General features: G+C 68.8%; 18 protein-coding genes. 7 read left to right on the forward strand and 11 right to left on the reverse strand.

From position 1 onward, the window contains the following. Nucleotides 1-121: 121 nt before the first annotated feature. A complete protein-coding gene (locus HS104_18535; GenBank protein MBE7481962.1) occupies nt 122-1,582 on the reverse strand; it encodes a serine/threonine protein kinase in 1,461 nt (486 codons plus the stop codon). A 12-nt stretch (nt 1,583-1,594) separates the two neighbouring features. After that, entirely contained in the window at nt 1,595-2,848 is a 1,254-nt protein-coding gene (locus HS104_18540; protein ID MBE7481963.1) for a hypothetical protein, read from the reverse strand. Nucleotides 2,849-3,429: 581 nt separating this feature from the next. On the opposite strand from HS104_18540, the gene HS104_18545 reads away from it, so the two are divergent. Continuing rightward, nucleotides 3,430-4,128: a hypothetical protein gene (locus HS104_18545; GenBank protein MBE7481964.1), complete on the forward strand. Its 699-nt coding sequence runs from the start codon at nt 3,430-3,432 to the stop codon at nt 4,126-4,128. Between the two features lie 3 nt (nt 4,129-4,131). Here HS104_18545 and HS104_18550 read toward each other — a convergent pair whose 3' ends face one another. Next, on the reverse strand, nt 4,132-5,283 hold the full coding sequence (locus HS104_18550; protein ID MBE7481965.1) for a hypothetical protein: 1,152 nt from the start codon (nt 5,281-5,283) through the stop codon (nt 4,132-4,134). Between the two features lie 184 nt (nt 5,284-5,467). Here HS104_18550 and HS104_18555 point away from each other — a divergent pair, with 184 nt between their 5' ends. Then, entirely contained in the window at nt 5,468-6,622 is a 1,155-nt protein-coding gene (locus HS104_18555; GenBank protein MBE7481966.1) for a hypothetical protein, read from the forward strand. A gap of 4 nt (nt 6,623-6,626) precedes the next feature. Here HS104_18555 and HS104_18560 read toward each other — a convergent pair whose 3' ends face one another. Next, a complete protein-coding gene (locus tag HS104_18560; GenBank protein ID MBE7481967.1) occupies nt 6,627-7,454 on the reverse strand; it encodes a hypothetical protein in 828 nt (275 codons plus the stop codon). Nucleotides 7,455-7,506: 52 nt separating this feature from the next. Continuing rightward, nucleotides 7,507-8,055 (reverse strand): hypothetical protein, encoded by a 549-nt coding sequence (locus HS104_18565; GenBank protein MBE7481968.1) that lies wholly within the window; start codon nt 8,053-8,055, stop codon nt 7,507-7,509. Between the two features lie 181 nt (nt 8,056-8,236). Between HS104_18565 and HS104_18570 the strand changes: the two genes are divergently transcribed. Next, nucleotides 8,237-8,974, forward strand: coding sequence for a CDP-alcohol phosphatidyltransferase family protein (locus HS104_18570; protein MBE7481969.1), 738 nt, complete (start codon nt 8,237-8,239; stop codon nt 8,972-8,974). A 7-nt stretch (nt 8,975-8,981) separates the two neighbouring features. After that, the gene (locus HS104_18575) at nt 8,982-9,893 is read left to right on the forward strand and encodes a phosphatase PAP2 family protein (GenBank protein ID MBE7481970.1); all 912 of its coding nucleotides are present in this window, start codon (nt 8,982-8,984) and stop codon (nt 9,891-9,893) included. Here HS104_18575 and HS104_18580 read toward each other — a convergent pair. Both HS104_18580 and HS104_18585 read right to left on the reverse strand, forming a co-directional pair. Beyond that, on the reverse strand, nt 9,881-12,382 hold the full coding sequence (locus HS104_18580) for an MMPL family transporter (GenBank protein ID MBE7481971.1): 2,502 nt from the start codon (nt 12,380-12,382) through the stop codon (nt 9,881-9,883). The genes HS104_18575 and HS104_18580 overlap by 13 nt on opposite strands. Then, nucleotides 12,379-12,780 carry a GtrA family protein gene (locus tag HS104_18585; protein ID MBE7481972.1) on the reverse strand — a complete coding sequence of 134 codons (402 nt, stop codon included), beginning with the start codon at nt 12,778-12,780 and terminating at the stop codon, nt 12,379-12,381. The genes HS104_18580 and HS104_18585 overlap by 4 nt, the downstream gene beginning before the upstream one ends. A 124-nt stretch (nt 12,781-12,904) precedes the next feature. Here HS104_18585 and HS104_18590 point away from each other — a divergent pair, with 124 nt between their 5' ends. The 3 genes from HS104_18590 to HS104_18600 all read left to right on the forward strand — a co-directional run bounded on the left by HS104_18590 (nt 12,905) and on the right by HS104_18600 (nt 16,390). Further along, nucleotides 12,905-14,731 (forward strand): phosphoenolpyruvate carboxykinase (GTP), encoded by a 1,827-nt coding sequence (locus HS104_18590; GenBank protein MBE7481973.1) that lies wholly within the window; start codon nt 12,905-12,907, stop codon nt 14,729-14,731. 764 nt (nt 14,732-15,495) lie between these two features. After that, nucleotides 15,496-15,711, forward strand: coding sequence for a helix-turn-helix transcriptional regulator (locus HS104_18595; GenBank protein ID MBE7481974.1), 216 nt, complete (start codon nt 15,496-15,498; stop codon nt 15,709-15,711). Nucleotides 15,712-15,730: 19 nt separating this feature from the next. After that, nucleotides 15,731-16,390, forward strand: a complete 660-nt coding sequence (locus HS104_18600) for a hypothetical protein (protein ID MBE7481975.1) — start codon at nt 15,731-15,733, stop codon at nt 16,388-16,390. Nucleotides 16,391-16,412: 22 nt separating this feature from the next. On the opposite strand, the gene dcm is transcribed toward HS104_18600, so the two are convergent. The 4 genes from dcm to HS104_18620 all read right to left on the reverse strand — a co-directional run bounded on the left by dcm (nt 16,413) and on the right by HS104_18620 (nt 22,101). After that, nucleotides 16,413-17,897 carry a DNA (cytosine-5-)-methyltransferase gene (gene dcm, locus HS104_18605; protein ID MBE7481976.1) on the reverse strand — a complete coding sequence of 495 codons (1,485 nt, stop codon included), beginning with the start codon at nt 17,895-17,897 and terminating at the stop codon, nt 16,413-16,415. Between the two features lie 102 nt (nt 17,898-17,999). After that, nucleotides 18,000-18,446 carry a DNA mismatch endonuclease Vsr gene (gene vsr, locus HS104_18610; protein ID MBE7481977.1) on the reverse strand — a complete coding sequence of 149 codons (447 nt, stop codon included), beginning with the start codon at nt 18,444-18,446 and terminating at the stop codon, nt 18,000-18,002. Nucleotides 18,447-19,630: 1,184 nt separating this feature from the next. Then, nucleotides 19,631-21,097: a hypothetical protein gene (locus HS104_18615; GenBank protein MBE7481978.1), complete on the reverse strand. Its 1,467-nt coding sequence runs from the start codon at nt 21,095-21,097 to the stop codon at nt 19,631-19,633. A gap of 23 nt (nt 21,098-21,120) precedes the next feature. After that, nucleotides 21,121-22,101, reverse strand: coding sequence for a hypothetical protein (locus HS104_18620; protein MBE7481979.1), 981 nt, complete (start codon nt 22,099-22,101; stop codon nt 21,121-21,123). Nucleotides 22,102-22,148 lie beyond the last annotated feature (47 nt).

The following is a 22,148-nucleotide window of genomic DNA, read 5'->3' on the forward strand; positions in this document are numbered from 1 at the left end:
GGTATCGCGAAGCGCGTCGCGTGGGGTGGGGCCCCAACGAATTCACTTCGTTGGGGCGGGGAGGCGCGTGCCTCCCCGATGAAAAAGTGAGAGAGCTGTCGAATTCTCGACAGCTCTCGAGTCAGCGCAGCTTGCAGTCCTTCTTGTAGTGCTTGATGCCCTCTGCATCGACCCAGTAGGGTGGGTTGCAGTCGATCTTCGGGGGCTTCGACGGGCGCACGACGGGCTTCGAGCTCGGGGCAGGCTTCGGCGGCGTGGGTTCGATGCTCGGGGGCGGAGCTACCGCCGTGGGCTCCGCGCTCGCGTTCGGCTCGACCGGTGGCGGCGCGCTCGGCGCCGTCGGCGACGGAGCGGCCACCGCGGGCGCTTCGTCGCCGCCGCGCGTGGTGATCGCCGCCACCACCAGCAGCGTGAACAGCACCACTCCGGCCGCGATGCCGACCAGGGCGTTGAACGTCGCGCGCTTCGGCGCAGGCACCGGCTCGACGCGCATCGGCGTGGTGACCTCCGTCGGCGGCTCCCGCACGGGCGGCGCGAGCTCCGCCACCACCGAGTGCTGATAGTCGGCGGTGGCTTCGCTCTCGGCAGGCGCCACCGAGCCTGACTCCGAGCCTTCCTCCCGCTGCAGGCGCTCGAGCGCCTGACCCCTGCGCTCGAGCTCGTCGCCGACCGTGGCCTCGACCCAATCGCCGACCTGACGCCCGAGCGCCGGCGGCAGCGCGTGCTCGATGGCGATGGCCATCTCCCGCGCGGTCTGGAAGCGTGCTTCGCGGTCACGCGCGAGCGCGCGCATCACGACCGCGTCGAGCTCGGGCGAGATCCCCGGCACCAGACGGCTGGGCGGTGAGAGCGGCGCTTCGAGCACCTGGGACATGACCAGGAACGGATCGGTGTCCTCGAACAAGCGCCGGCCGGTGAGCGTCTCCCACAGCACGATACCCGCCGAGAACACGTCCGAGCGCCGATCGAGCGGCTGGCTCTTGACCTGCTCCGGCGACATGTAGGCGATCTTGCCCTTGATGCGCCCGACCTCGGTCTCCTTGCTGCGCTTGGCGGCCTTGGCGATGCCGAAGTCGACGACGCGCGCGGCGCCGTCCACGCCCACCAGGATGTTGTGCGGTGAGACGTCGCGGTGCACGATGCGGAGCGGCTCGCCGTCCTCGCTCTTGGCCTCGTGCGCGGCGTGCAGGCCGTAGAGCGCGTTGGTCACGACGGCGCTGGCGATGCTCGACGGCATCGTCGAGTCGCGCTTGCGCAAGCGCTTGAGCAGCTGGGAGAGCGACTCGCCGCTGACGTACTCCATCACCAGGAAGAGCTCGCCGTCCGTGGCGACGACGTCCAGAGTCTGCGCCACGTTGGGGTGATGGATGCGCGCCGCGAGCCGCGCCTCGTCCAGAAACGCGGCGACGAACTCGGGGTCCTTGGCGAACTGCGGGTGCAGTCGCTTGATCGCCACGGTGCGCGCGAAGCCCACCGGCCCGAGCAGCCGGCCCAGGTGGATGGTCGCCATTCCCCCCGCGGCGATGGCGTCGGCCAGGAGATAGCGCCCGAGCACGCGACGCTCTCGGCGGATCTCGCTCACGAGCTCAGCGTATCACGGCGCACAGACCGACAGCCTGAGCTCGCCTCCCGCGCGCGTCCACGCCACCGCCCAGCGATCCCCGGCCCAGGCCAGGCTCGGGGTCTCGCCAGTCAGCGCGTCGCCGGCGAGCACCACGTCGGCGCCGCCGATCGCCTCGAAGTGCAGCGTGCTGCCGGACTGCCAGGCGACGGCGTAGCCTCCGGCGCCAGCAGCGACGGCCGGTGGCCGGTTCGCGGTCGGCACGTCGCTCGAGACGCGCACGAGCGAGCCCGGGACGACACCCGAGCCCGCGACGCGCGCGAACCAGACGGCGCTGGTGCCGTCGCGGGAATCCAGCCACGCAATGCCGAAGTCCGTGCCGCTGAAGGCCAGCGCGGGGAAGTCGGAGACCCCCGCCGCCGCCTCCACGATCAGCGTCGACACCGGCGCGGAGAGCTGATCGTCGAGCGTCGTGAAATAGATGTCCGGGTCACCGGTCGGCGCCGATCCGCAGGTCGCCGGCGCCCAGGACCAGGCGACGGCGAAGCCGCTCGAGGTCGCGACGAGCGCCTGGTGGTTGCGATCACCGCACTCGGCACCGTCGGTGATGCGGGTGTAACCGTCCCCGCCCGTGAGGCTCCCTCCGCTCGCGTCCACGAGCACGGCGTACAGGCGCTTGGCGCTGTCACCGTAGCCGTTCCACACGATGCCGAAGCCGGCGCCGCTGGGTCTGCCGGCGATGGCGGCGTACTTCGGGCTCTTGCCGCCGGGCAGCGAGGCGTCCGTGCCGAAGACCGGCTTCGCGACGGTCGGTGGGTGCGCTCCGAACATGAGCGTGCTGTCGAACCAGGTCGTACCCACTGCGTTCGTCGTCGTGCCAAAGCTCGCGGAGAGCTCCGTCGCGCTCGCCGAGGTGGAGAGCTTGGTCGCGGCGCTCGTCGCGCCGTCGAGCCCCAGCGTGCGCGTGAAGACGTCTCCGACCTCCAAGTGCGTGAGCGCGAGGTCGTTGCTCGCCGACCGGTAGGCGATCGACGGTGATCTGCCGCCGGCGAGCGCCAGACTGCTGAAGTCGGCGCCGGTCGTGCAGCTCGCGACCGTCCCGCCTTGTCCGGAATTTCCCCCAGTGGGGAAGCCGCCGCCCCCGCTCACTCCGCTCGTTCCTCCACTGCCCCCGCTGCTGGGAGCGCCGCCCTCGCCGCGCAGCTCGTCGTCGCTCGGCATGAGCAGCGAGCACGCCGCGGCGGTCCCGCAGAGGACCATGAGGGCCGTCATGAAGAGAGCGCGCACCTACATCAGCCTAGCTCAGGACGCTTCGATTGACTTGTGGGGAGGGGCGGCCTCGGCGACCATGAATCCATGCGCCTTCTTTCCGGAACCGTCCTCTCAGTAGGGCTCGCTCTCGTCTCGTGCGGCGGCGACGAGTTCAGCGCCAAGGGGAGCGGCGGCTCGAGCGGCAGCGGCGGCTCGTTGGGCGGGGGCGCGGGAGCGGGCGGCTCCGCGGGCATCATCGGAGGCAGCGCCGGGGCCGGCGGCTCCACCGGCGGCAGCGGCGGCGCGAGCGGCAGCGGCGGCGCGAGCGGCAGCGGCGGCGCGAGCGGAGGAGGCGGCTCCACCGGCGGCAGCGCTGGCAGTGGTGGCGCCGGCGGCGGCAGCGGTGGCTCGACGAATTGCCACACGCCGTCGTCCGCGAAGCCCGCGCCCGCCGGCAGCGAGCAGGTGCTCGCCGTCACCGACGACCCCCAACCCGAGTACCCGGTCGTGGACGCCACGCACCGTACTGGACGACGGACACCACGCTGTGGCGCATCGACAAAGCAGGCACGTGCCTGGAGCAGCTGGCCACGGGAGGCACGCAGCTCGAGGGATTGGTGCTCGACGCAGGCTACGCCTACGTCGCCGACACCAGCGCGGGAATGGCGCGTCGGGTCCCGATCGGCGGCGGCACCTTCCAGACCGTGGTCAGCGGGCAAGGGCCGATGCAGACCGTCGCCGTGGACGCGACCGACATCTACTGGTGCCGCGTGGGCTCCGGGGTCGCCCGTAGGCCGAAGGACGGCTCGGGCAGCACCCAGATCATCGCCACCGGCTCGCCGATGAACAACTGTTTCGCCATCGCGGTGGACGCCACCTACGTGTACGCCGCGACCCGGAACGGCGCGCTGGCACGCGCGCTGAAGCAATCCAACTCCCCGGTCACCACCCTGGACTCCGTGACCGGCACCGTCACGGCCGATCCGGTCTACATCGGACTGTTCGGGAATCGCGTGTACTGGACTCACTGGCTGAACAACCCGGACTCCGGTGGCGTTCGCTCGGTCACGACGGCTGGGCAGAACCTGGTGAGCATCACCGAGGTCCATCCCGAGGGCTTCGCGACCGACGGCTCGAGCGCTTACTGGACGATCCCGTATTCACCCGGCGGCGCCATCCGCAGGGGCTACGCGGCGCTCACCACCGCCGAGAACCTGGTGACGAACCAGCTGCGCCCGCGGGGCGTCGCCATCGACGCAACCCACGTCTACTGGACCAACTTCAACGACCGGACGGTGCGCCGCGCGCTGCGCTGAGTCTCACGGCACGGTCGCCGACGTGTACGTCTTCATGAAGGCCACGCGCTCCGCGTTGGTCGCGCCCATGTCGTTGTTGCCCCAGCCGTAGCTGACGAAGCCAGGGAAACCCAGGTTCGCGATGGCCTGCGCGCGGGCCTTGATGGCGTTGTGCCAGCCTGCCACGGACACGCCGCCGCGCCCCCACGCCACTCCGGCGCCGGTGTTGCCGAAGTGCTCGAACAGCACCAGACGGGCCTTCGGCACCCCGAGCTTGGCGTAGGCGTCGATGCTGGCCTGGTACTTCGCCCGGCACCAGGCCACCGAATTGCCGCTCTGGTTCACCTCCGCGCCGGACAGGTAGTTCTCCACGCCGACGAAGGCGTGCTTCTGGAGCTCGGTCCAGGACGCCGCGTTCGCCCCCGGGTTCGCGAACGGCGCCGCCACGATCACCTTCTTGCCCTTCGCAGCCAGGGTCTTCGCGAAATCGACGACGAACTGCCGGTAGCTCGCGTCGCCGGGCCAGAGGCCCGCCGAGATCTCGTTCACCACGAACCAGCTCGGCACGCCGCACGGGAAGTCGTTCGCGGCCTTCGCGAGCACCGCGTTGGCACGCGCCGCTCCGCCGGCGGCGACGTTCACGTTCAGGTCGTTCACGTACACGGCCTGCTGGTTCCCGGCGGCCCAGATCTTGGCCTTGTGCTGGTCCGTCGCCACCGTCATCAGGTGCTGCGACAGCGAGTTCAGCGCGTCGAAATCCGGCGGGCAGAAGCACTTGCCGCTCGTCGGGCTGCACATGCCGGTCGAGCCACAGTTCAGCGTGGCAACGTCGAAGCGCAGCGTGACCGGGGTCGGCGCGCTGCCGGACGGGCAGCTCGTGTCGTTACTGCCCCCGCCGACCGGCGGGGCACCCGCTTCGCCACCCGCACCAGCCGCGCCGCCGTTGCCCGGCTCACCGGCGGCGCCACCACTCGCAGGCGCGCCCGCGGCGCCGCCCGCGCCGGGCGCTCCGGCCGAGCCGCCGAAGCTCGGCTCGCCGGCTTCGCCCCCGGCCCCCGCTGGACCGCTGCCCCAGGTGTCGTCATCACCAAGCCCACCGGCGCCGGTCACGGGCTCGTGGCCGGTCGGGTCGTCGGCCTCGCCGGATCCGGAGGCACAGCCGACCAGGAGCAACATCAGGGAAAGCCAGCGCCACATACCCTCCCCCAACGCAAGACCCCTGCCAGCCAGAAACCGCTGCGATTTCCTGACGTCGCTGGGATCCGCTGGGAACGAACCCGCTCAATCGCGCAAGGGCCGGAGGGTGACCTCGGGACACCAGGGCGATGACCACGATCAAGATTGCCGCTAGTCTCCGCGCATGAGCAGCCGAGCTTTCTTCGCCTCCACCTTCGTCCTGGGACTGGTCACCGCCTGTGGTGGCGGCGAAGATCGGAAATTCGGCAGCGGAACCGGCGGCGCGGCGGGTAGCGGCGCGGCGGGCGCGGGTGGTGGGGCGACCGGAGGCTCGTCCGGAACCGGTGCCACCGGCGGTGGGGGCGCGGCCGGCAGCGGCGGCGCGGCGACCGGGGGCTCGGCGGGAGCGGGCGGCGCAACCGGTGGAGCTGGCGGCGCCACGGGCGGAGCCGGCGGCGCGACGGGGGGCACCGGGGGTGCCGCAACCTGCGAGAGCGCCAACAACGCCTGTTTGCCGAATGCTCCCGCGGGCTGGACCGGGCCGATGGCGTTTCGGCGCGGGCAAGGCGCGCCGCCCGCATGCCCGGGCGCCTACCCGACGAAGGTCGCGGACGGTCACGCCGGGCTCGACCCGGGGACCCCGAGCTGCAAGTGCACCTGCGATCCCGCAACCGGGATCCAGGGCTGCAATGGCACGGCGTCGATCTACGACGTCGGGGAGACCACGGTCTCCTGTTTCACCGTGATCTCGTCGGAACCCAAGGTCTGGACCGCGGCGGCGAACCAGTGCGTGAAGGCGACGCTCAACTCCAGCGGCCAGGTGACGCTGGTCGTGCCGAACGCCACCAGCCCAGGCACCTGTGCCGCGAAGCCGAACCACACCCTTCCAACGCCGACCTGGGCGGAGAACACGCGTACCTGCTCCGGCGCCACGCCCGCCGCGGGCGCCTGCGGCGCCGGCGAGACCTGCATGCCGAAGACCTTCGCGCCCTACGAGACGTGCATCTACAGCCCTGGCGACGTCGCCTGCCCCACCACCGGCTACACGAAGAAGCTCTTGGTCTACGAAGGTTTCACGGACGGCCGCACCTGCTCGGCGTGCAGCTGCGGGACTGCCAGCTCGACCTGCAAGGGCAGCGTGACCTTCGCGTCGGCCTGCAGCGGGCTCCCCATCGCCTACTCCACCGTCTCCGGTTGCGGGGTCCCCTCGACCAACATCGCCACCACCCAATACGGCACCTACACCCCTGCGCCCAGCGGCACCTGCCCGCCCTCGACCTCGGCGCTCAGCGGGGCGGTGGCGACGACGGGCGAATCCACGGTGTGCTGTCTGCCCTGAAGACCTACCCGACGATCTCCCCCAAGATCTTCCCCGTGTCCTTCACCATGCTCACGCTCTGATCGAGCCCCTTGATGATGAGCTTGAGGTGAAGCACGAGCTTCGGGTTCAGGATCTGCGCCGGCGCGCTGGCGACCAGGGCGGCGCCGGCTGACGCCGTCTCGGCGGCTTTCCCCGCCAGCTTCGCGCCGAGCTCGGCGGTCGTCAGCCACAGCGTCTTCAGCTTCTCGGTGCCCTCGCCCGCGGCCGACTCGAGCTCCGAGAGCGCGGCGTTCACCTCGCTCTTCTTGATCTTGCGATCGCCCTTCTCCACGTCCTCCGGCGCGTCCTCACCCTTCACCTTGGACTTCGCCAGGTGCACGTGGCGGCCGGTCTCCATCAGCTGGTAGGCCGTGGCGTACATCTCGGCAGAGGCGCGGAAGAAGTTGTCGTACTCCGCCATGCCGATCTGCACGTACTTGAAGTCGTACTCCGCGTTCGGATTCATGCGCGCGACCTTCAGGTAGTCGTAGCGCACGTCGCCCTCGTAGGGCTTCAGCGACGAGGAGAGCTGCCCGAGCTGGACCTGCCCCTGCGGCGGAACGTCCACCAGCTTCTTCGCCAGCTCGACCGTGGTCGCCCCGACTTGCTTGGCGAAGTCGCTGAAGTCCGTCGCGACCTCACCCATGGCCTGTTCGAACTCCTCCCAGTTCTTGGCCTCGCGAACCCGGGTGGTCGTCTTGCCGTTCTGGGTCTTGGTGGTGACGACGGTGGCCTTCAGGCCGATGGCCTCGCACGCTGCGGAGAGCGCGGAGAGCGCGGAGAGGGTCAGCACGGTCCTGCGCGGGAGCATGGCCGAGAGATACACCATCCCTCGCCGCCGGCCATGACCGCCGACAAGCCGCCTATTTCTTCTTCTTTTTGTCCTTTTCCTTCTCGGGCTTCTCCCACTGGCAGTCGCCGTCGGCGTCTTCGGTGGCCACACCCTTGAAGTCCATGACGTTGGCCTTGATCCTGACCTGGAACTTCCTGGTGCCGCTGGTCATGGGAAGCTCGAAGTCGAGCCACTTGTTCTCGACCAGCGGGATGTCGAGCTTGTCGCTCTTGCCGTCCACCGCGTACGAGCCGCGGTACGTGTACTCGGCGGCGACGATCTTGTCGTCCTTGATCTTGACGACCATCTTCTCGTTGCTCTTGGTGTCCTGACCGTCGTAGCTCTGCTCGTTGAAGGCACACACGCCGGTCTTCGGCTCGGGCGGCGCGGCGTCGGTGCCGGCGTCCTCGGGAGGCGCCATGCCGGGGGGATAGGCCGCGACCGCGGGAGCCTCTTCGGTCGGCTTCGGCGCAGCCGAGGTCGGCTCGGACGTCGCGCTCGGTACCGGAACGGGCTTCTTCTTGTCGTCACACGCCGTCGCGAGAAGGAGCACCAGCAGTCCGAGAGCGGTTCGAAACATGGTTGGCGTGATTCTAACGGGCACGGCTCGCTGCGCGAAATGACTACGCTGGACGATGGGCCAGAGCCACCGGACGATGGGCGCGTTTGGCACGCGGGCCAGCGGGCCGATCCGGCTATTTTTCCGCGCTCGCCACCGTTGCGCACCCGATTCGCAGCACTAGGCTCTCATCCATACACGCGTGGCGAATCGAGCCGTCCATTCTTCTCGGGAGCTCGCCCAGTATCGGGGCTCGAGCTCGACCGACTACGCTTCCAAGCGCCTGAGCGGAAGTGTCTGGGAGCACGTGCCGCTGGCCACCGCCGCCTACCGCGGCTGCCTGGTGGCCGGCGCTGCCGTGGGGCGCACGGGCGTCTCCGCCAATGCCCTCACTTATGCGTCGTTGGTCCTGGCCGCCCTGGCCGGCGTCGCTGCGGCATCGGGCTCGTTCATCGCCGCCGCGCTCCTGGTGATCGCCAGCGGTGCGTTCGACCTGTTCGACGGCGTCGTGGCCCGCGCCACGGGCAGCACCTCGCGCTGGGGCGCCCTGCTCGACTCGACGGTCGATCGGCTGTCCGACGGCCTGCCCCTGGTCGGCCTCGCGGTCTTCTACGCGGGCCACGGTGGCTGGGTCGTCGCCGTGCCGGTCTTGGCCATCCTCGGCGCTTTCACCGTGAGCTACGTCCGCGCCCGGGCCGAGGCGCTGGGCAGCGTGCTGCCACCCTTGTTCATGCGCCGCGCGGAGCGGGTGCTCTTGCTCACGCTCTCCCTCATCGCCGGAGTCGTCCCATGCAAGGAGCACACGCTCGCCGCGCCGCTCACGCTGCTCGGAGTGGCGGTGCTCGCCGCGTCCAGCTTCATCGGAGTCGTGTCGGCGCTCCGGGCAGCGCGTCAAGCGCTCGCGACGCCCGCGCCACTCTCGCGAACGCACTCGGACTGACAGGGTCGTGACGTCGGCGCTCCGACACGTGCGCGAGCTCTGGGGCAAGTGGTGGTTCTTGCCCGGCGGGATCCCGCTCGCGTACCTGGCGTTCGTCGTCGCGATGGGCGACACACGCTTCGAGCACGTCGCGCTGATCGGTCTGGCGGTCGGGCTAGCTTACTTCGGCCCGCGCTCGAGGCGCTTCTTCGCGGACATCTGGCCCTACCTCGCCGTCGCCATCGGCTACGACGCGGTCCGCTACCCGCGCCGGCTCCTGGTGGGCGCCGACCGGGTGCTGGGCTGCGGCCTGCGCGACGCGGAGCTGGCGATCTTCCCGGCGGGCGGCGGCCGGACCTGGCAGGACTTCGCGCAGGCCCACGCGCACCCGGTGCTGGACCTGATCTTCGCCGTGCCCTACGCGATCTTCGCCTACCTGGCGCTGCTCTACGCTGCGTACCTCTACGTCGTCGATCGCCCGCGCATGCGCCACTACTTGTGGGCGTTCGCCATCGGCAACTACATCTCCTTCTTCATGTGGCTGGTCGTGCCGGCGGCTCCGCCCTGGTACCTGCGCGCTCACGGCTGCGCCATCGACATGGCCGCGCTGCCGAGCCCCGCAGCGCTGGCGCGCGTGGACGCGATGCTGGGCATCAGCTACTTCCACGACTTCTACTCGCGCTCGTCCAGCGTGTTCGGCGCGATGCCCAGCATGCACTGCGCCTACCCGGTGCTCGGCCTGCTGACCGCATGGAAGGCGGCGAGCTGGAAGACCCGACCGATTCACCTGCTCTACTCGCTGGTCATGTTCCTGGCCGCGGTCTACCTGGACCACCACTGGATCCTGGACGCCATCGGCGGATGGCTGGTCGCCATCGTCGCGGTCGTGGCAGCGAAGCGGCTGCTCGTGCGCTTCGGGCTCGACGCTCAGCCGACCTGAGCGGCCCGCGATTTGGGCATCAAGAGCAGCACCGCGGGCAGGAGCAGGACGCCCGCGAGCAGACACACCACCTCGCCGAGCACGGCGAGCAAGCCGAACAGGAACAGCGCGCGGTTCTCGGCCAGGAGCAGCGACGAGTAGCCGACGACGGTGGTCACCGAGCAGAGCGCGACGGCGCCGCCGGTGGCGCGGATCGCCGGCCGTACGTCGCGCTCGCCGTCGCTCAGGTAGCGGCTCATCACGTTCACGGCGTAGTCCACGCCGATGCCGAAGGTGATGGGGAAGGCGATGAAGTTGGCGAAGTTGACCTTCACGCCGGTGAGCATCGCGAAGGCTCCGAGCCAGGCCACGCCGACCACCAACGAGCCGATCACCAGGAGCGTGGTCCGGCTGAAGCGGAACAGGCCGAAGACCACCGCCAGCACGCCGAGGAAGGCCGCGACGCTGGCGAATACGCCGTCCCGCCGCACCGAGGCCAGGATGTCCGCGGAGAGCGGCAAGGAGCCCGCCACCCGGGCGGTCGGTTTGGCTTCCTCGGCTGCGCCGCGCAGCGACGCCACGAACGCCGCCAGGGGCGGCCCCTGCCACAGCTCGCGCGAGGGGCGCGGGAAGACGACCACTGTCTTGCCCACGCTGCCGTCGCGCTCGCGCAAGCCGACCAGGAGCCGGGGTGGCAGGTCGTCCGGACCCACCGGCTTCGGGACCTCCTGGGAGAGGAGCTTCTCCACCAGATCGCGCTTGTCCTCGGGGATCTGCGCGCGGATGCGCGGGGTGAGCGCTGCGCGGATCTTGGCGGCCTCCTCCAGCTTCTTCTCCTGCTCGGGCGGGATCACGTCGTTCACCGAGAAGACTCGGGTCACCATCTCCGAGAGCGGCGGCTCCTTCCGCAGCGCCGCCAACTCGTCGCGCACGCGTTCGGCCTGATCCGGGGCGTCGGTCAGGATGACGGTGGGGGTCAGGTAGCTGCCGAGCACGGCGTCCATCTTGCGCCCCCAATGGCCTTCACCGTCCACCCAGGTGTCGGCCCGACGGAGTTTCGAAAAGTCGTGCTCGAGGTTCTTCTCGCTGACCGTCGTGAGCTTCAGGACGGAGGCCAGCGTGAGCACGCCGCCCAGCGCGAGGATGGCCCGCGGGTAACGCGTCACCGCGTCTGCCACCTTACCCATCACGGCGCCGGTGGTCGTGGCTGGGCTCCTGCCCGAGCCGCCGTTCCGATCGAGCAGGGCGCAGAGCGGCGGGATCAGCACGAACGAGACGGCCCACGACAGCACCATGCCGATGAGCCCGATGTAGCCGAACTGCCGGAAGCCGCGGAACTCGGTCAGGATGAGCGACCCGTAAGCGGCGCTGGCAGCCAGCGACGCCGAGAGGGTGCCGGGGCGCGCACCCCAGACCGCGATGATCAACGAGTCCTCCAGCTTGCCGCCGCGACGTCGCTCCTCGGTGTAGCGCGCCAAGAGGATGATCCCGAAGTTGATGCCGTTGCCGACGATGATCGAGCCCAGGAACGCCGTGTTGGAGTTCAGCTCGGTGACGCTGAACGGCGGCAGCGAGGCCAGCGCGAAGGTGTACGCCGTCGCCAGGAGCAGCGGTGGGATCAGCACCAGCATGCTCCGGTACCAGCGGAAGTAGGCGAGTAGCGCCCCCCCCACCAAGAGCAGCACGATCACCGAGGACAGCGACAGGTCCTCCTTCAGGGCCTGGGTCTCCTCGACCCCGATCGCGATGTCTCCGGCGTAGCCGAGGCGCATGCCCGGCGCGTACTTGTCCGGTCCGCCCAGCGCCGCAACGTCGGCTTTCACGCGGCGCAGCAGCTCCGCGCCCTGGCCCTGCCCAGTCGAGAACGGCGCCACGTCCACCACCAAGAGCGAGTGGGCGAGCTCCTTCGACGAGAATCGTCCCGACGGCACCCGCTCGCCGCCGCCGACCGCTGCTCTGTACTTCTGCTCGATGTCGGCGAAGTCGAGCGGAGGCGGAGCTTCGTCCTCGTCCAGCAGCTGGTCGGCAGCCTTGGCCACCTCCCAGTCGCGCCGCGCTTCGATGCGCTCGCGCACCGTGACGAGGTCGGCGTGGTCCAGGTAGATGGGCGCGTGCTTCTCCAGGAACTCGCGCTCGGCCTGGTTGCCCAGCCGCACGGCGCGCACCAGCTCCGGCGGGTAGGCGCGGATCTTCCCCGCCAGGTCGTCGAGGAAGCGCTCGGCCTGGGGGAGGTTCGCGGCCTGGCCGGCGTCCACCACCACGCCCAGGTGCTGGAGACCGGGCAGACGTGCCCGCATCTCCTCGATGGCCTTCACGCTCGGGGCGCTCTTCGGCAAGAGGTGCTCGAGCTCGCTCCTCAGGTTCGTGTAGAGCAGCGCCGTGCGCCAGACGGCCGGCACGGCGAGCAGCAGCGCCACGAGCCAGATCAGGCGAGCGTGCCTCAGCGTGAAGACCACGAAGCGCCGGGTCGACGCCGGGACGTCGTCGAGTTGGCTGGCAGGCTCGCTCAACTGGTCTCCTCTGGGTTACGGAACACCCAGCCGCGCTGCAGCGGGAAGTTCCAGCCCAGACTGACCGCGACCGAGACGAACACGCGAGCCACCACGTAGTGCAGCCCGAGGACTTTGAACAGCAGGTGCTCGCCGAGTGCGTTCCAGACGGCGCTCGCCACCGACACCAGCGCGTAGCGCAGCGCCTGACCGGCGACGGGAGCGCGCTCGGCGTGGAAGACCCAGCGCCGGTTCAGGAGGAAATTCACCACCGCGCCGAGCGCCGCGCCGAGCGCCGCGCCGAGCACGGGCGAGAGCTCCGCGAGCTCGACCAGCGCGATCATGGCGCAGAAGTCAGCTGCCGTCGCCGAGAGCGACGCCAGCTGATGCCGACCGAGCAGCCGGAGCCTCTCGCGCATTTGCCGCGAAGGATAGGACGCGAGCGGTCACGCGCGGGAATTTCGCGGTACCTTCCGCCTGCGAGCCTCCCCGCCCCGGGTCAAAACTGCTAGGTTCCGGGCCCGTTTCCGAAAGGTAGAGACCATGAGCAATGCGAAGACCAAGCACGCTCGCCTACTCGCCTGGGTCGACGAGATGAAGGCGCTGTGCAAGCCCGATCACGTGCACTGGTGCGACGGCAGCCAGGAAGAATACGACCGACTGTGCGCGCTCATGGTCGAGAGCGGTACCTTCATCAAGCTGAACCCGGCGAAGCGTCCGAACAGCTTCCTGGCCCGCAGCGATCCGAAGGACGTGGCGCGAGTCGAGGACCGCACCTTCATCTGCTCGGCGTTCAAGCTCGACGCCGGTCCGACCAACAACTGGATGGACCCGAAAGAGATGAAGGCGAAGCTCGCCAAGAGCTTCGACGGCTGCATGCGCGGGCGCACGATGTACGTCGTGCCGTTCAGCATGGGGCCGCTGGGCTCGCCCATCGCCCACATCGGTGTGCAGGTCACCGACAGCCCGTACGTGGCCGCGAGCATGCGCATCATGACGCGCATGGGGCAGCGCGCGCTCGACGTCCTCGGGGAGACCAAGGAGTTCGTGCCGTGCATGCACTCCGTGGGCAAGCCGCTGGCGCCCGGCGAGAAGGACGTGCCGTGGCCGTGCAACCCCGATAACACCGTGATCGCGCACTTCCCGGAGACGCGCGAGATCTGGTCCTTCGGCTCGGGCTACGGCGGCAACGCGCTGCTGGGCAAGAAGTGCTTCGCGCTGCGCATCGCCAGCGTGATGGCGCGCGACGAAGGCTGGCTGGCCGAGCACATGCTGATCGTCGGCGTGGAGAGCCCCCAGGGGGAGCGCACCTACGTCGCTGCCGCCTTCCCGAGCGCCTGCGGCAAGACGAACTTCGCCATGATGGTCCCGCCCAAGGGCTTCGACGGCTGGAAGATCTTCACCGTCGGCGACGACATCGCCTGGATCAAGCCCGGCAAGGACGGCGAGCTCTACGCCATCAACCCTGAGGCGGGCTTCTTCGGCGTGGCGCCGGGCACGGGCGAGAAGACCAACCCGAACGCCATCGCCGCCCTGACCAAGAACTGCATCTTCACCAACGTGGCGCTCACCGACGACGGCGACGTGTGGTGGGAGGGGTTGTCGGATCCTCCCAAGCACTGCATCGACTGGCAGGGGCGCGACTGGACGCCCGACTCCACGACACCGGCGGCGCACGCCAACTCCCGCTTCACCGCCCCGGTCTCCCAGTGCCCCACCGCCGACCCGAACTGGGAAGCGCCCGGCGGCGTGCCGATCAGCGCGTTCATCTTCGGCGGCCGGACCTCGAAGGACATGCCGCTGGTGTTCCAAGCCTTCAACTGGTCGCACGGCGTCTACCTGGCGGCGACCATGGGCTCGGAGGCCACCGCCGCCGCCGTGGGTCAGGCCGCCGTGCGCCGAGACCCGATGGCCATGCTGCCCTTCTGCGGCTACAACATGGCCGACTACTGGGGCCACTGGCTGAACATGGGCCGGCGCATCCCGAACCCGCCGCGCATCTTCCGCGTCAACTGGTTCCGCAAGGACGAAAACGGCAAGTTCATGTGGCCGGGCTTCGGCGAGAACATGCGCGTGCTGCGCTGGATCGTCGAACGCGTGCGCGGGCGGGCCTACGCGGTCGAGAGCCCGCTCGGCTGGATGCCCCGCCACGAGGACATCGCCTGGGACGGCCTGGACTACGATCCCAAGAAGTTCTACGAGCTGATGACCGTCAGCCGCGAGGCGGGTCGCACCGAGGCGGTCGCCCACGAAGAGCACTTCGATCGCTTCTACGATCGGCTCCCGAAGGAGCTGCTCTACGAGCGCGAGCTGTTGCGCTCGCGCCTGTGGCGCAGCCCCGCGAAGTGGGAGCTCGGCGGGGAGCACTGAGGAACCAACGTTGCCAAGCACAATTCCTGCGCCACGAAAGCCACGAGTTGTGATCGACTCAAGACCCAGGGAGCGCGCTCAGTCGCGATGACGAAATCTGGGCGCTCGTCGCAGGACCTCCACCAGCGCATGCTGAGCCAGGCACGCCCCGACGCGGTTCCGGTCGGCGACGTCACGGTCGATGGCTCGGGCAGTGGCTTCCGCCCGACTGCGAAACGGGCTGTCGGTGAGCTCGTTGTTGGGCACCAGAAGACGCTGTACCTGCGCGTCACGCGCGAACCCCGTGCGCTGCCATGTGGTAGTGTCCTCGCGGTGCCCAGGTAGCAGCCATGCCGCCGAAGACTAGGTCAACTCCCGCAGAACGTCGGCAAATCATGCGCCGTGCCGCGAGAGAGCTGGAGCAGCTCGCTCGGACGTGTGCCTTCGTCACGTCGTATGCTCGGATGAACCCTGCCGCGAATTTGGCCGCGAACGCGTTCTTCTTCGGAGAGCATGGGCGCGCGCCAAGGATCGTCATCTTCGGGCCGTGGGCCTACGTGCACGCTCCCGGGTTGCGCGTCTCCGACGGCGTCGAACACCTCTCGGAGGAGCTACGCGCCCGAAAGCACCTCGGCGCGCTTCACGCGCGCGTGCTCCTGGACTCACCGCAGGCGCTCGTCACACTTCGGCGCATCGCGAAGTCCCTCCAGAGGCGTCGTTCCGCTCGACTGTGATACTTATCGTCTGTAGACCCATCGTCATCATCGCGATGGAGTAGCGCGCGGATGAACCCGGACCTCAAGCGCTTCGGGCAGCGCGTCAGAGAGTTCCGGCGGGCCGCCGGCCTTTCGCAGGAGGAACTCGCTGAGCGCTGTGGGCTCCACCGAACGTACATCGGTGGGATCGAGCGCGGCGAGCGAAACGTCGGAGTTCTCAACTTGCTTCAGCTTGCTCGTGCGCTGCGAGTTCGCCCTGGCGAACTCTTCGCGGACGTGCGCTAGGCCCCTCCAGGGAGCGAAGATGTCGCGCTTCTGCAACAAGAAGTACCTGGCTCATCAACCGTCCTTGGACGAGTTCGGGCTGTCCATCGACGTGATCGGGCGGAGCATCACCTACGTCCACCAGGTCCTGGACAGCATCGACGGGAAGCTCATCGAAGCGGGTGGCGAGCGCCTCTCGATGCTCCTGGAGCTTGCGAACCTGTCCGCGATCATCGGGAACCTCTACCGCGGCGGAATCGTCCGGACGTCAGGGGGGCGTTTCGTGGCGAACGCACCCCACACGTATCCCGACCTTCTCGGTCGCGGCGCCGGCTGCAAGGACGTGGAGATCAAGGTCGCTCTCGAGAGTAATAAGCCGAAGGGTCATCTGATCAAGCCGGGCCCTCACTTGACCGTGCGCTACGTCCTCGGAGACGCGAACGGGGTCTACCGGCGGGGAAAGGGCAGCCGTGGCGACGTGGCCTGGATCTGGGAGGTCCGGGTCGGGGCTCTCAAGAAGAGTCACTTCAACTTCAGCAACACCGAAGGAGACAGCGGCAAGACAGCGGTGATCAACGCGGACGGGATGGAGGCTCTGCAGCTCGTCTACTGCGACCTCCACCGCTGCCCCTTGTCTCCTTCTGGCGCTGCATATCGAAATGCAGCGGCGCTCTTCGCGAGGGCGCGCGCGATCACGTAAGCTGACAGGCGAGTTCCATACCCTACGTGTCAAGCACCGCGGCGGGCGCGACTTGATCCTGTCGTACTCGCCGAGACGTGTTGCCAGCAACCTGTTCCGAGTAGAGAATCGCTTCAGCGATCCGTTGTCCGAGAAGCGGCGGCACAGCATTGCCGATCTGCTTCACGATCTGCGCGCTGGTCCCTCTGAACTCGAAGCGGTCTGGAAAGCTCTGGATTCTGGCACCTTCACGAGGAGTGAGCGCGCGATCCTGATGGGGGTGGATGCAGCGATTGGACGCAGGATGAACGAAGTTCACCGTGAGGGTGGTGCTCGGGCGGCCAGGGTCTAGGCGACTGTAGCAGGAGCTGAATCCACTCTTGACCATACCTGGAGGTAACGCCGAGATATTGGCCCCCGCATGGCGGATGATCTCAAGCATCTTGGGCGAGTGCTTCGTTGCTTTGTGGAGCGTCAGTTGCCTGGACCCGCTGCGCATTAGGCGCTGATAGTCCGTCCGCGCCGCCTTCCCGTATGCGGAAGCTTCGCCCCCGGACGGGATGGCGGGCAGATCGTCGATGGCCTCCATGAGCGTGACCGCCTGCGGGAGGCCAACTGAGAACAGCGGGTCAGTGCGGATCACTTCGGGACGCGATCCGGCCATGCTCTTGTAGTCGACTCGATGCGTGGGTTTCGGCCAGATGAACGGAACTCCGATCCGATTGCCGACGATGACTACGCGCTCGCGGAACTGCGGGACACCGAAGAGGGCCGCGTTCACGACGCGCCAATCGACAGAGTAGCCGGCAGCGCTCAGTCCCTCAAGAACCGACTGCAGGCGCATCCCGCCCTCATGCGTCAGAATTCCAACGACGTTCTCGAACACAAACCACTCCGGTCGAAGGTGGTTGATAACCAAGACGTAGTGCTCGGCCAACGAGTTGCGCGGATCTCCTTCGGTTAGATTGCGAAATGGCCGGATCGACGAGAAGCCCTGGCACGGCGGGCCGCCGACAACGACGTCGACCTCTCCGGTCAGGCGGTGCAGTTCGCTAAGCGAGTGTGCGCGAAGATCCCCCGCAATCCCAGTCGCGTGGTGGTGGTTGGTCACGAACGTCTCGATGCGGTCGGGTAGCAGGTCGATACCGCACGTTGTCGCAAAGCCACCCGATTGCTCGAACCCGAACGAGAGTCCGCCCGAACCGCAGAAGATGTCCAGGACTCGGCGGCGCCCGCTCGGCGGTTCGGCCGTTCGTGGGACGACGTCGCCCCTACCCGCCTCGGCAGTCGTGTAGCCCTCGCCCGGCGTGGCGCTCTCAGCGTGCTGCCCCTGCTCTCGCAGAAGTCGCTCAGCGTCGATCCCGAGGATCTTCCCAATGCGCTCAGCCGCTGCGCGGTCGGGTAGCTCGAGCCCTCGCTCCCACTTCCGAAGGTCGGTCTCACGAACCCCAGCGCGGTGGGCGACATCGCCTTGCGGAAGCCCAAGCTCCAGCCGTCGCGTTCGTATGTCGGTGATCTTCTTGAGCATGGTCGTCCGCTCCCGGCATGATACTCATAGTCATCTGCCGATCAAGTGGCTTATTGGGAGGTCCCGCACTCCAAGGGCACGGGCGCTTCAGGCACGTACGCCTCATCGGCTCGTCGAGCGCCGCGGTTGTGTGTCGATTCGTCGGAAGAAGCTGCGAAGCCGACGACCAAGGAGCTCCGCGTCCAACGTCTGGCATTCCCAGACGACCAGGACCGAAAATCCGGCCCCCCGCAGCTCGCGCTCCACCCGAGTGTCCCGCGACTTGTTGGCGGCAATCTTGGCAAGCCACGCTGCGCGGTTCCTTCTGGGTATGGTCGCGCGGGAGCAACCTGGGTGTCCGTGCCAGAAACACCCATTCACGAATATCACCCAGCGTCGCTTCTTGCTCCCGAGGTCCGGGGTACCAGGCAGCGAGCGCACCACCGTGCGAGAGCGGACCCCGAGCAGACGCAGCGTAGCTCGCACGCGTAGCTCCGCCGCGGTAGCGCTCTTCCCGACGCGCTTCATGCGAGCGGAGGTTCGGGCATCGGTGGGCCATTTCGTCTTCATAGACTGAAAGTGTGAGCAGACAAGCGCTCTGATGGGTTCCCGCCGGTTGGTGCCTGGCGAATTCCGGCCGCGCGCTGTGCGCTTGAACGCGCCACAACTCCGCCTTCGCTCCCATAGAAGGCGAAAGGCGAGCCGTTGCCGCGGCCCGGCCCTGGGTCCGCTACCGATCGTTCACGACAGCGAGCAGACCGGTGAGTGCGAGCACGCCGGCGCTTGAGCAACGCCTCCGGCGTGTTGTGCAACCGCCGGTACGTTGCCTCGCGTTGGACCGTGATCTTCATCGCGGACTGCTCATTCGAGTCGGCGAGCTTCCCGCGTGGGACACCTTGCCTCGCGCGACGGCGCCTCCGGTTCGCCGGGGCCGGCTCTCCGAGAAGGCAGCCCCGAGGAGTCTGAAGAGACTCAACATCGCGCCTCCGACGAGAAGCCCCACTCAAGATCGTCTCCCTCACGTCGTCGGCCCCGCGCTCTTGACGCACCGACCTGCCCCTGGAGCACGGCGACGACCTGCTGCGGGAAGGCTCAACCCGCGCAGGCCCGTCGCCGGCGCTTGGACGGCGTCTTGGTCCCACACCGGCAACGAGAGCATCTCCTTCCACTTCCTCTCCTTGCTTGAACCCTTCGACGTGCGAGTGGGTGCGATGAAGGCGGGTAGTGGGACAGCTGGCCCGTCTGACTGGCAACGGGCGCGCAGCGGACTGCGCCGTCCGCGTCCGCGGGAAAAAACCCTCCGCTTCGCTACTGAAGCCGTCCAAGGTACCCGTCGTAGAGACTACCAGGCAAACGTCCACCCTGCACGCGGGACCGGAGCGAGCGCACCTCCCGACTAGCATGTCCGTCTGCGCGTCGGGTTGGTCGCCGAGCGCCGAAGCCCGAGCTTCTGGCGCAACGCCGGCTGGTGAAGAACGGCGGGCTCCTCGCGGGTGCGAGCGGAGGCGGCTCGGCGTCTTCGCCGACTGTGCAGGTGGGCATCACCGTCTCGGCCGCGAAACCACGCCGCGGAGCACTTCCGCACTTGGCGCACGCCTCGATGTCGGCCTTGAGAGCTCACGCCAGGGGCGATCACGGCGCCGGCGGCCGCGCTGCCACTCGCGTCCCCGCTTTGGTGACGTCTCGCGGCAAGCTGCGAAGAGACCCACTCGCAGCGGGTCTCGCGCGGCGCGAAAGCGCGAGTCGAGGCTAGATCAGAGGTTCCGCTTCACCTGAGACGGCACGTTCGGATGCTGGAAGAGCACCTTGCGCAACGCAGGGCTCTTCCGCACGAACGGCTGCTTCAAGAGGTGCACGAGCAGCGCCGGCGGGCAGGCCGGGAAGCGCGCCAGGTTCTGGATGAACAGCACCGAGTTGAACTGCTTTCCGCACAAGATCGAGGTCATGCGCGAGTCGAAGGTCTGGCCAATCAAGAGCGTGAGGCAGCGCGCTTCGGTGGCCATGACGAAGTCCGCGCGCTCCTCGCTGGAGGAGCTCGACCAGCGCGTGCGGAGCAGGCCGCGCGCCCCGACGCGGTTACGCTCGGCGACGTCGCGGTCGATGGCGACCTTGTAGAGCTCGCGCAGCGGCTTTTGCCCGACGAGCCGGCGCAGCAAGCTGTCGGTCAGCTGGTTGTTCCGCACCAGCAGACGCTGCACCTGCGTGTCGCGCGCGAACTCCGTGCGCTGCACGATCGCCTCCAGCCCGACCGGGTTCTTGTGGTGCCGCGCGATCAGGCGCGCGTGGTCCAGACCGACCAGGGAGTTCTCCAGGATGGCGCGGATCACTTGCGGCTCGGGGTCGAGGCAGAGCGCACACAGGAGGGAGCCGTCGGCGGTGTGCGCGGCGGCGATACGAGCGTCGCGCTCCAGCGGCCGGAGCTCGGTCTCGTAGATCTGGCGGTAGTTGCGCGACGCCTCGGCGTCTTCCGGCGCCTCGGACTCGGTGGGCTCGGCGTCTTCGTCGGCGTCCGCCGCGGCGTCCAGCCCCGGGAGCGGTTCCCCTTCGGCCGCGACGTCGGGCAGCGATTCGTCGCGGAGCTCGTGCTCGGGGCCCGTCACCAGCGGCTCCTCCTCGTGCTCGGGGCCCAGAACCGGCGCCTCCTCCTCGTGCACTTCGTGCTCGGGGCCCAGCACCGGCAGCTCCACTTCGTGCACCTCGTGCTCGGCGCCCAGCACCGGCAGCTCCTCCTCGTGAGCCTCGTGCTCGGCGCCCAGCACCGGCAGCTCCACTTCGTGCACCTCGTGCTCGGCGCCCAGCACCGGCAGCGCTTGCTCGTGCACCTCGTGCTCGGCGCCCAGCACCGGCAGCGCTTGCTCGTGCACCTCGTGCTCGGGGCCCAACACAGGCACCTGCACCTCGTGCACTTCGTGCTCAGCTCCGAGAACCGGCAGCTCCACGTCGTGGATCTCGTGCTCGGGGCCCAGCACCGGCGGCTCTTCCTCGTGAACCTCGTGCTCGGGGCCCAGCACCGGCGGCTCCTCCACCGACTCGGGCACCGTGATCTCGACGTGCAGCTCGTGCTCGGGATCCAGTGCGGGCAGCTCCTTCGACTGCGAGGCCGAGGACGCCGAGAAGTCCGGCAGCTCTTCGTCGGCGAAGTCCGGCAGGCTCGCCAGATCGACCCGCACCGAGCTCACCTCGCCAGACGCGGACTCGTCCTCGTCGTCAGGGCCCTGCACGCACCCAAGCCTACCTCAAGGCCTCAGCCCGTACAGGTCTTCTGATCGACCAGCGGCGCCAGCGCGCCGCACTTGCCCAGGCTGCAGCTGAAGCTCTGGCACTCGATGGTCTCGGTGCAGGTCGCCCCGCCCACCTTGGCCTTGGTGCACAGGCTCGTGCCCTTGTTGCAGTAGAACCCGGGGCCGCACTCCAGATTGTAGGGCTTGAACCCGTTGCACTGTTGCCCTTCCGCCGTGGCCGTCTTGCACACGCCTGGGTACGGAGGAGTCGGCGACCAAGCCGCGTCGCAATACAGGCCCGGGGCGCAGAAGTCGGCCACAGCGTCGCCTACGGCACAGGTTGCGCCGAGCGAGAGCCGCTTCGACTGCGTGCACTTCCCCGTCACGTCGTCGCAGCCGACGAAGACGTTCGGGTCCGCGGACGGCGCGCACTGCGCGTCGCGATCACAGCTCGCTCCCGTCGGCAGCTTGCCCTGGAAGGTGAGGCTGCAGGTCTTGAGCTCGTCGAGCGCGAGCAGGTACTCGTGGACGCCCAGCGTGCACTGGCCGAGCAGCTTCTGGTAGACCGCGAGGCACGCATCCACCTTCGTCGGGTCGAAGGTCATCTTGCCCGCCTTGACCTCCTCCACGTTCTTCTCGCAGCCCGCCATGGCGTTCTTCGCGCAACCAGTCGCGTCGTAGCCGAAGCCGCTCTGGGTGCAGCAGGCCTTGCTCCACTCGCAGCCCTGGGGTTGGGTCTTCTGGCACACGTCGTCCAGGGTGTAGCCGGCGGCTCCGCCGCTGCTCGACGCCCCGCTGCCTCCGGCGCCCGCAGCGCCACCGCTCGGCGCGCCCGCAGCGCCGCCGCTCGACGAGCCCGCCCCGCCCCCCGAGCCGCCACCGCCGGCGGTCCCGCCGGAGCTCGAGCCGCCGCTGGCGTTGAGCCCGGAGTCCGTGCTGCCCCCGCACGCTCCCAGGCCGAGGACCGAGGCCAGCGCGCCCACCCAGAGTCTCGTCGTGCTCATGGTCGCGGCGCTTAGCACGAGTCGGGCCAGGCGTGCCCGCGCGGCTT

Source organism: Polyangiaceae bacterium, assembly GCA_015075635.1.
GTDB lineage: Bacteria > Myxococcota_A > Polyangia > Polyangiales > Polyangiaceae > JADJKB01.

Bases quoted from the DNA above. Each gene is read 5' to 3' on its own strand.
- HS104_18550 (MBE7481965.1), bottom strand. From the start codon at position 5,283: ATGTTGCTCCTGGTCGGCTGTGCCTCCGGATCCGGCGAGGCCGACGAC.
- HS104_18555 (MBE7481966.1), top strand. From the start codon at position 5,468: ATGAGCAGCCGAGCTTTCTTCGCCTCCACCTTCGTCCTGGGACTGGTC.
- HS104_18560 (MBE7481967.1), bottom strand. From the start codon at position 7,454: ATGCTCCCGCGCAGGACCGTGCTGACCCTCTCCGCGCTCTCCGCGCTC.
- HS104_18565 (MBE7481968.1), bottom strand. From the start codon at position 8,055: ATGTTTCGAACCGCTCTCGGACTGCTGGTGCTCCTTCTCGCGACGGCG.
- HS104_18585 (MBE7481972.1), bottom strand. From the start codon at position 12,780: ATGCGCGAGAGGCTCCGGCTGCTCGGTCGGCATCAGCTGGCGTCGCTC.
- HS104_18590 (MBE7481973.1), top strand. From the start codon at position 12,905: ATGAGCAATGCGAAGACCAAGCACGCTCGCCTACTCGCCTGGGTCGAC.
- HS104_18595 (MBE7481974.1), top strand. From the start codon at position 15,496: ATGAACCCGGACCTCAAGCGCTTCGGGCAGCGCGTCAGAGAGTTCCGG.
- HS104_18600 (MBE7481975.1), top strand. From the start codon at position 15,731: ATGTCGCGCTTCTGCAACAAGAAGTACCTGGCTCATCAACCGTCCTTG.
- dcm (MBE7481976.1), bottom strand. From the start codon at position 17,897: ATGCTCAAGAAGATCACCGACATACGAACGCGACGGCTGGAGCTTGGG.
- vsr (MBE7481977.1), bottom strand. From the start codon at position 18,446: ATGAAGACGAAATGGCCCACCGATGCCCGAACCTCCGCTCGCATGAAG.
- HS104_18620 (MBE7481979.1), bottom strand. From the start codon at position 22,101: ATGAGCACGACGAGACTCTGGGTGGGCGCGCTGGCCTCGGTCCTCGGC.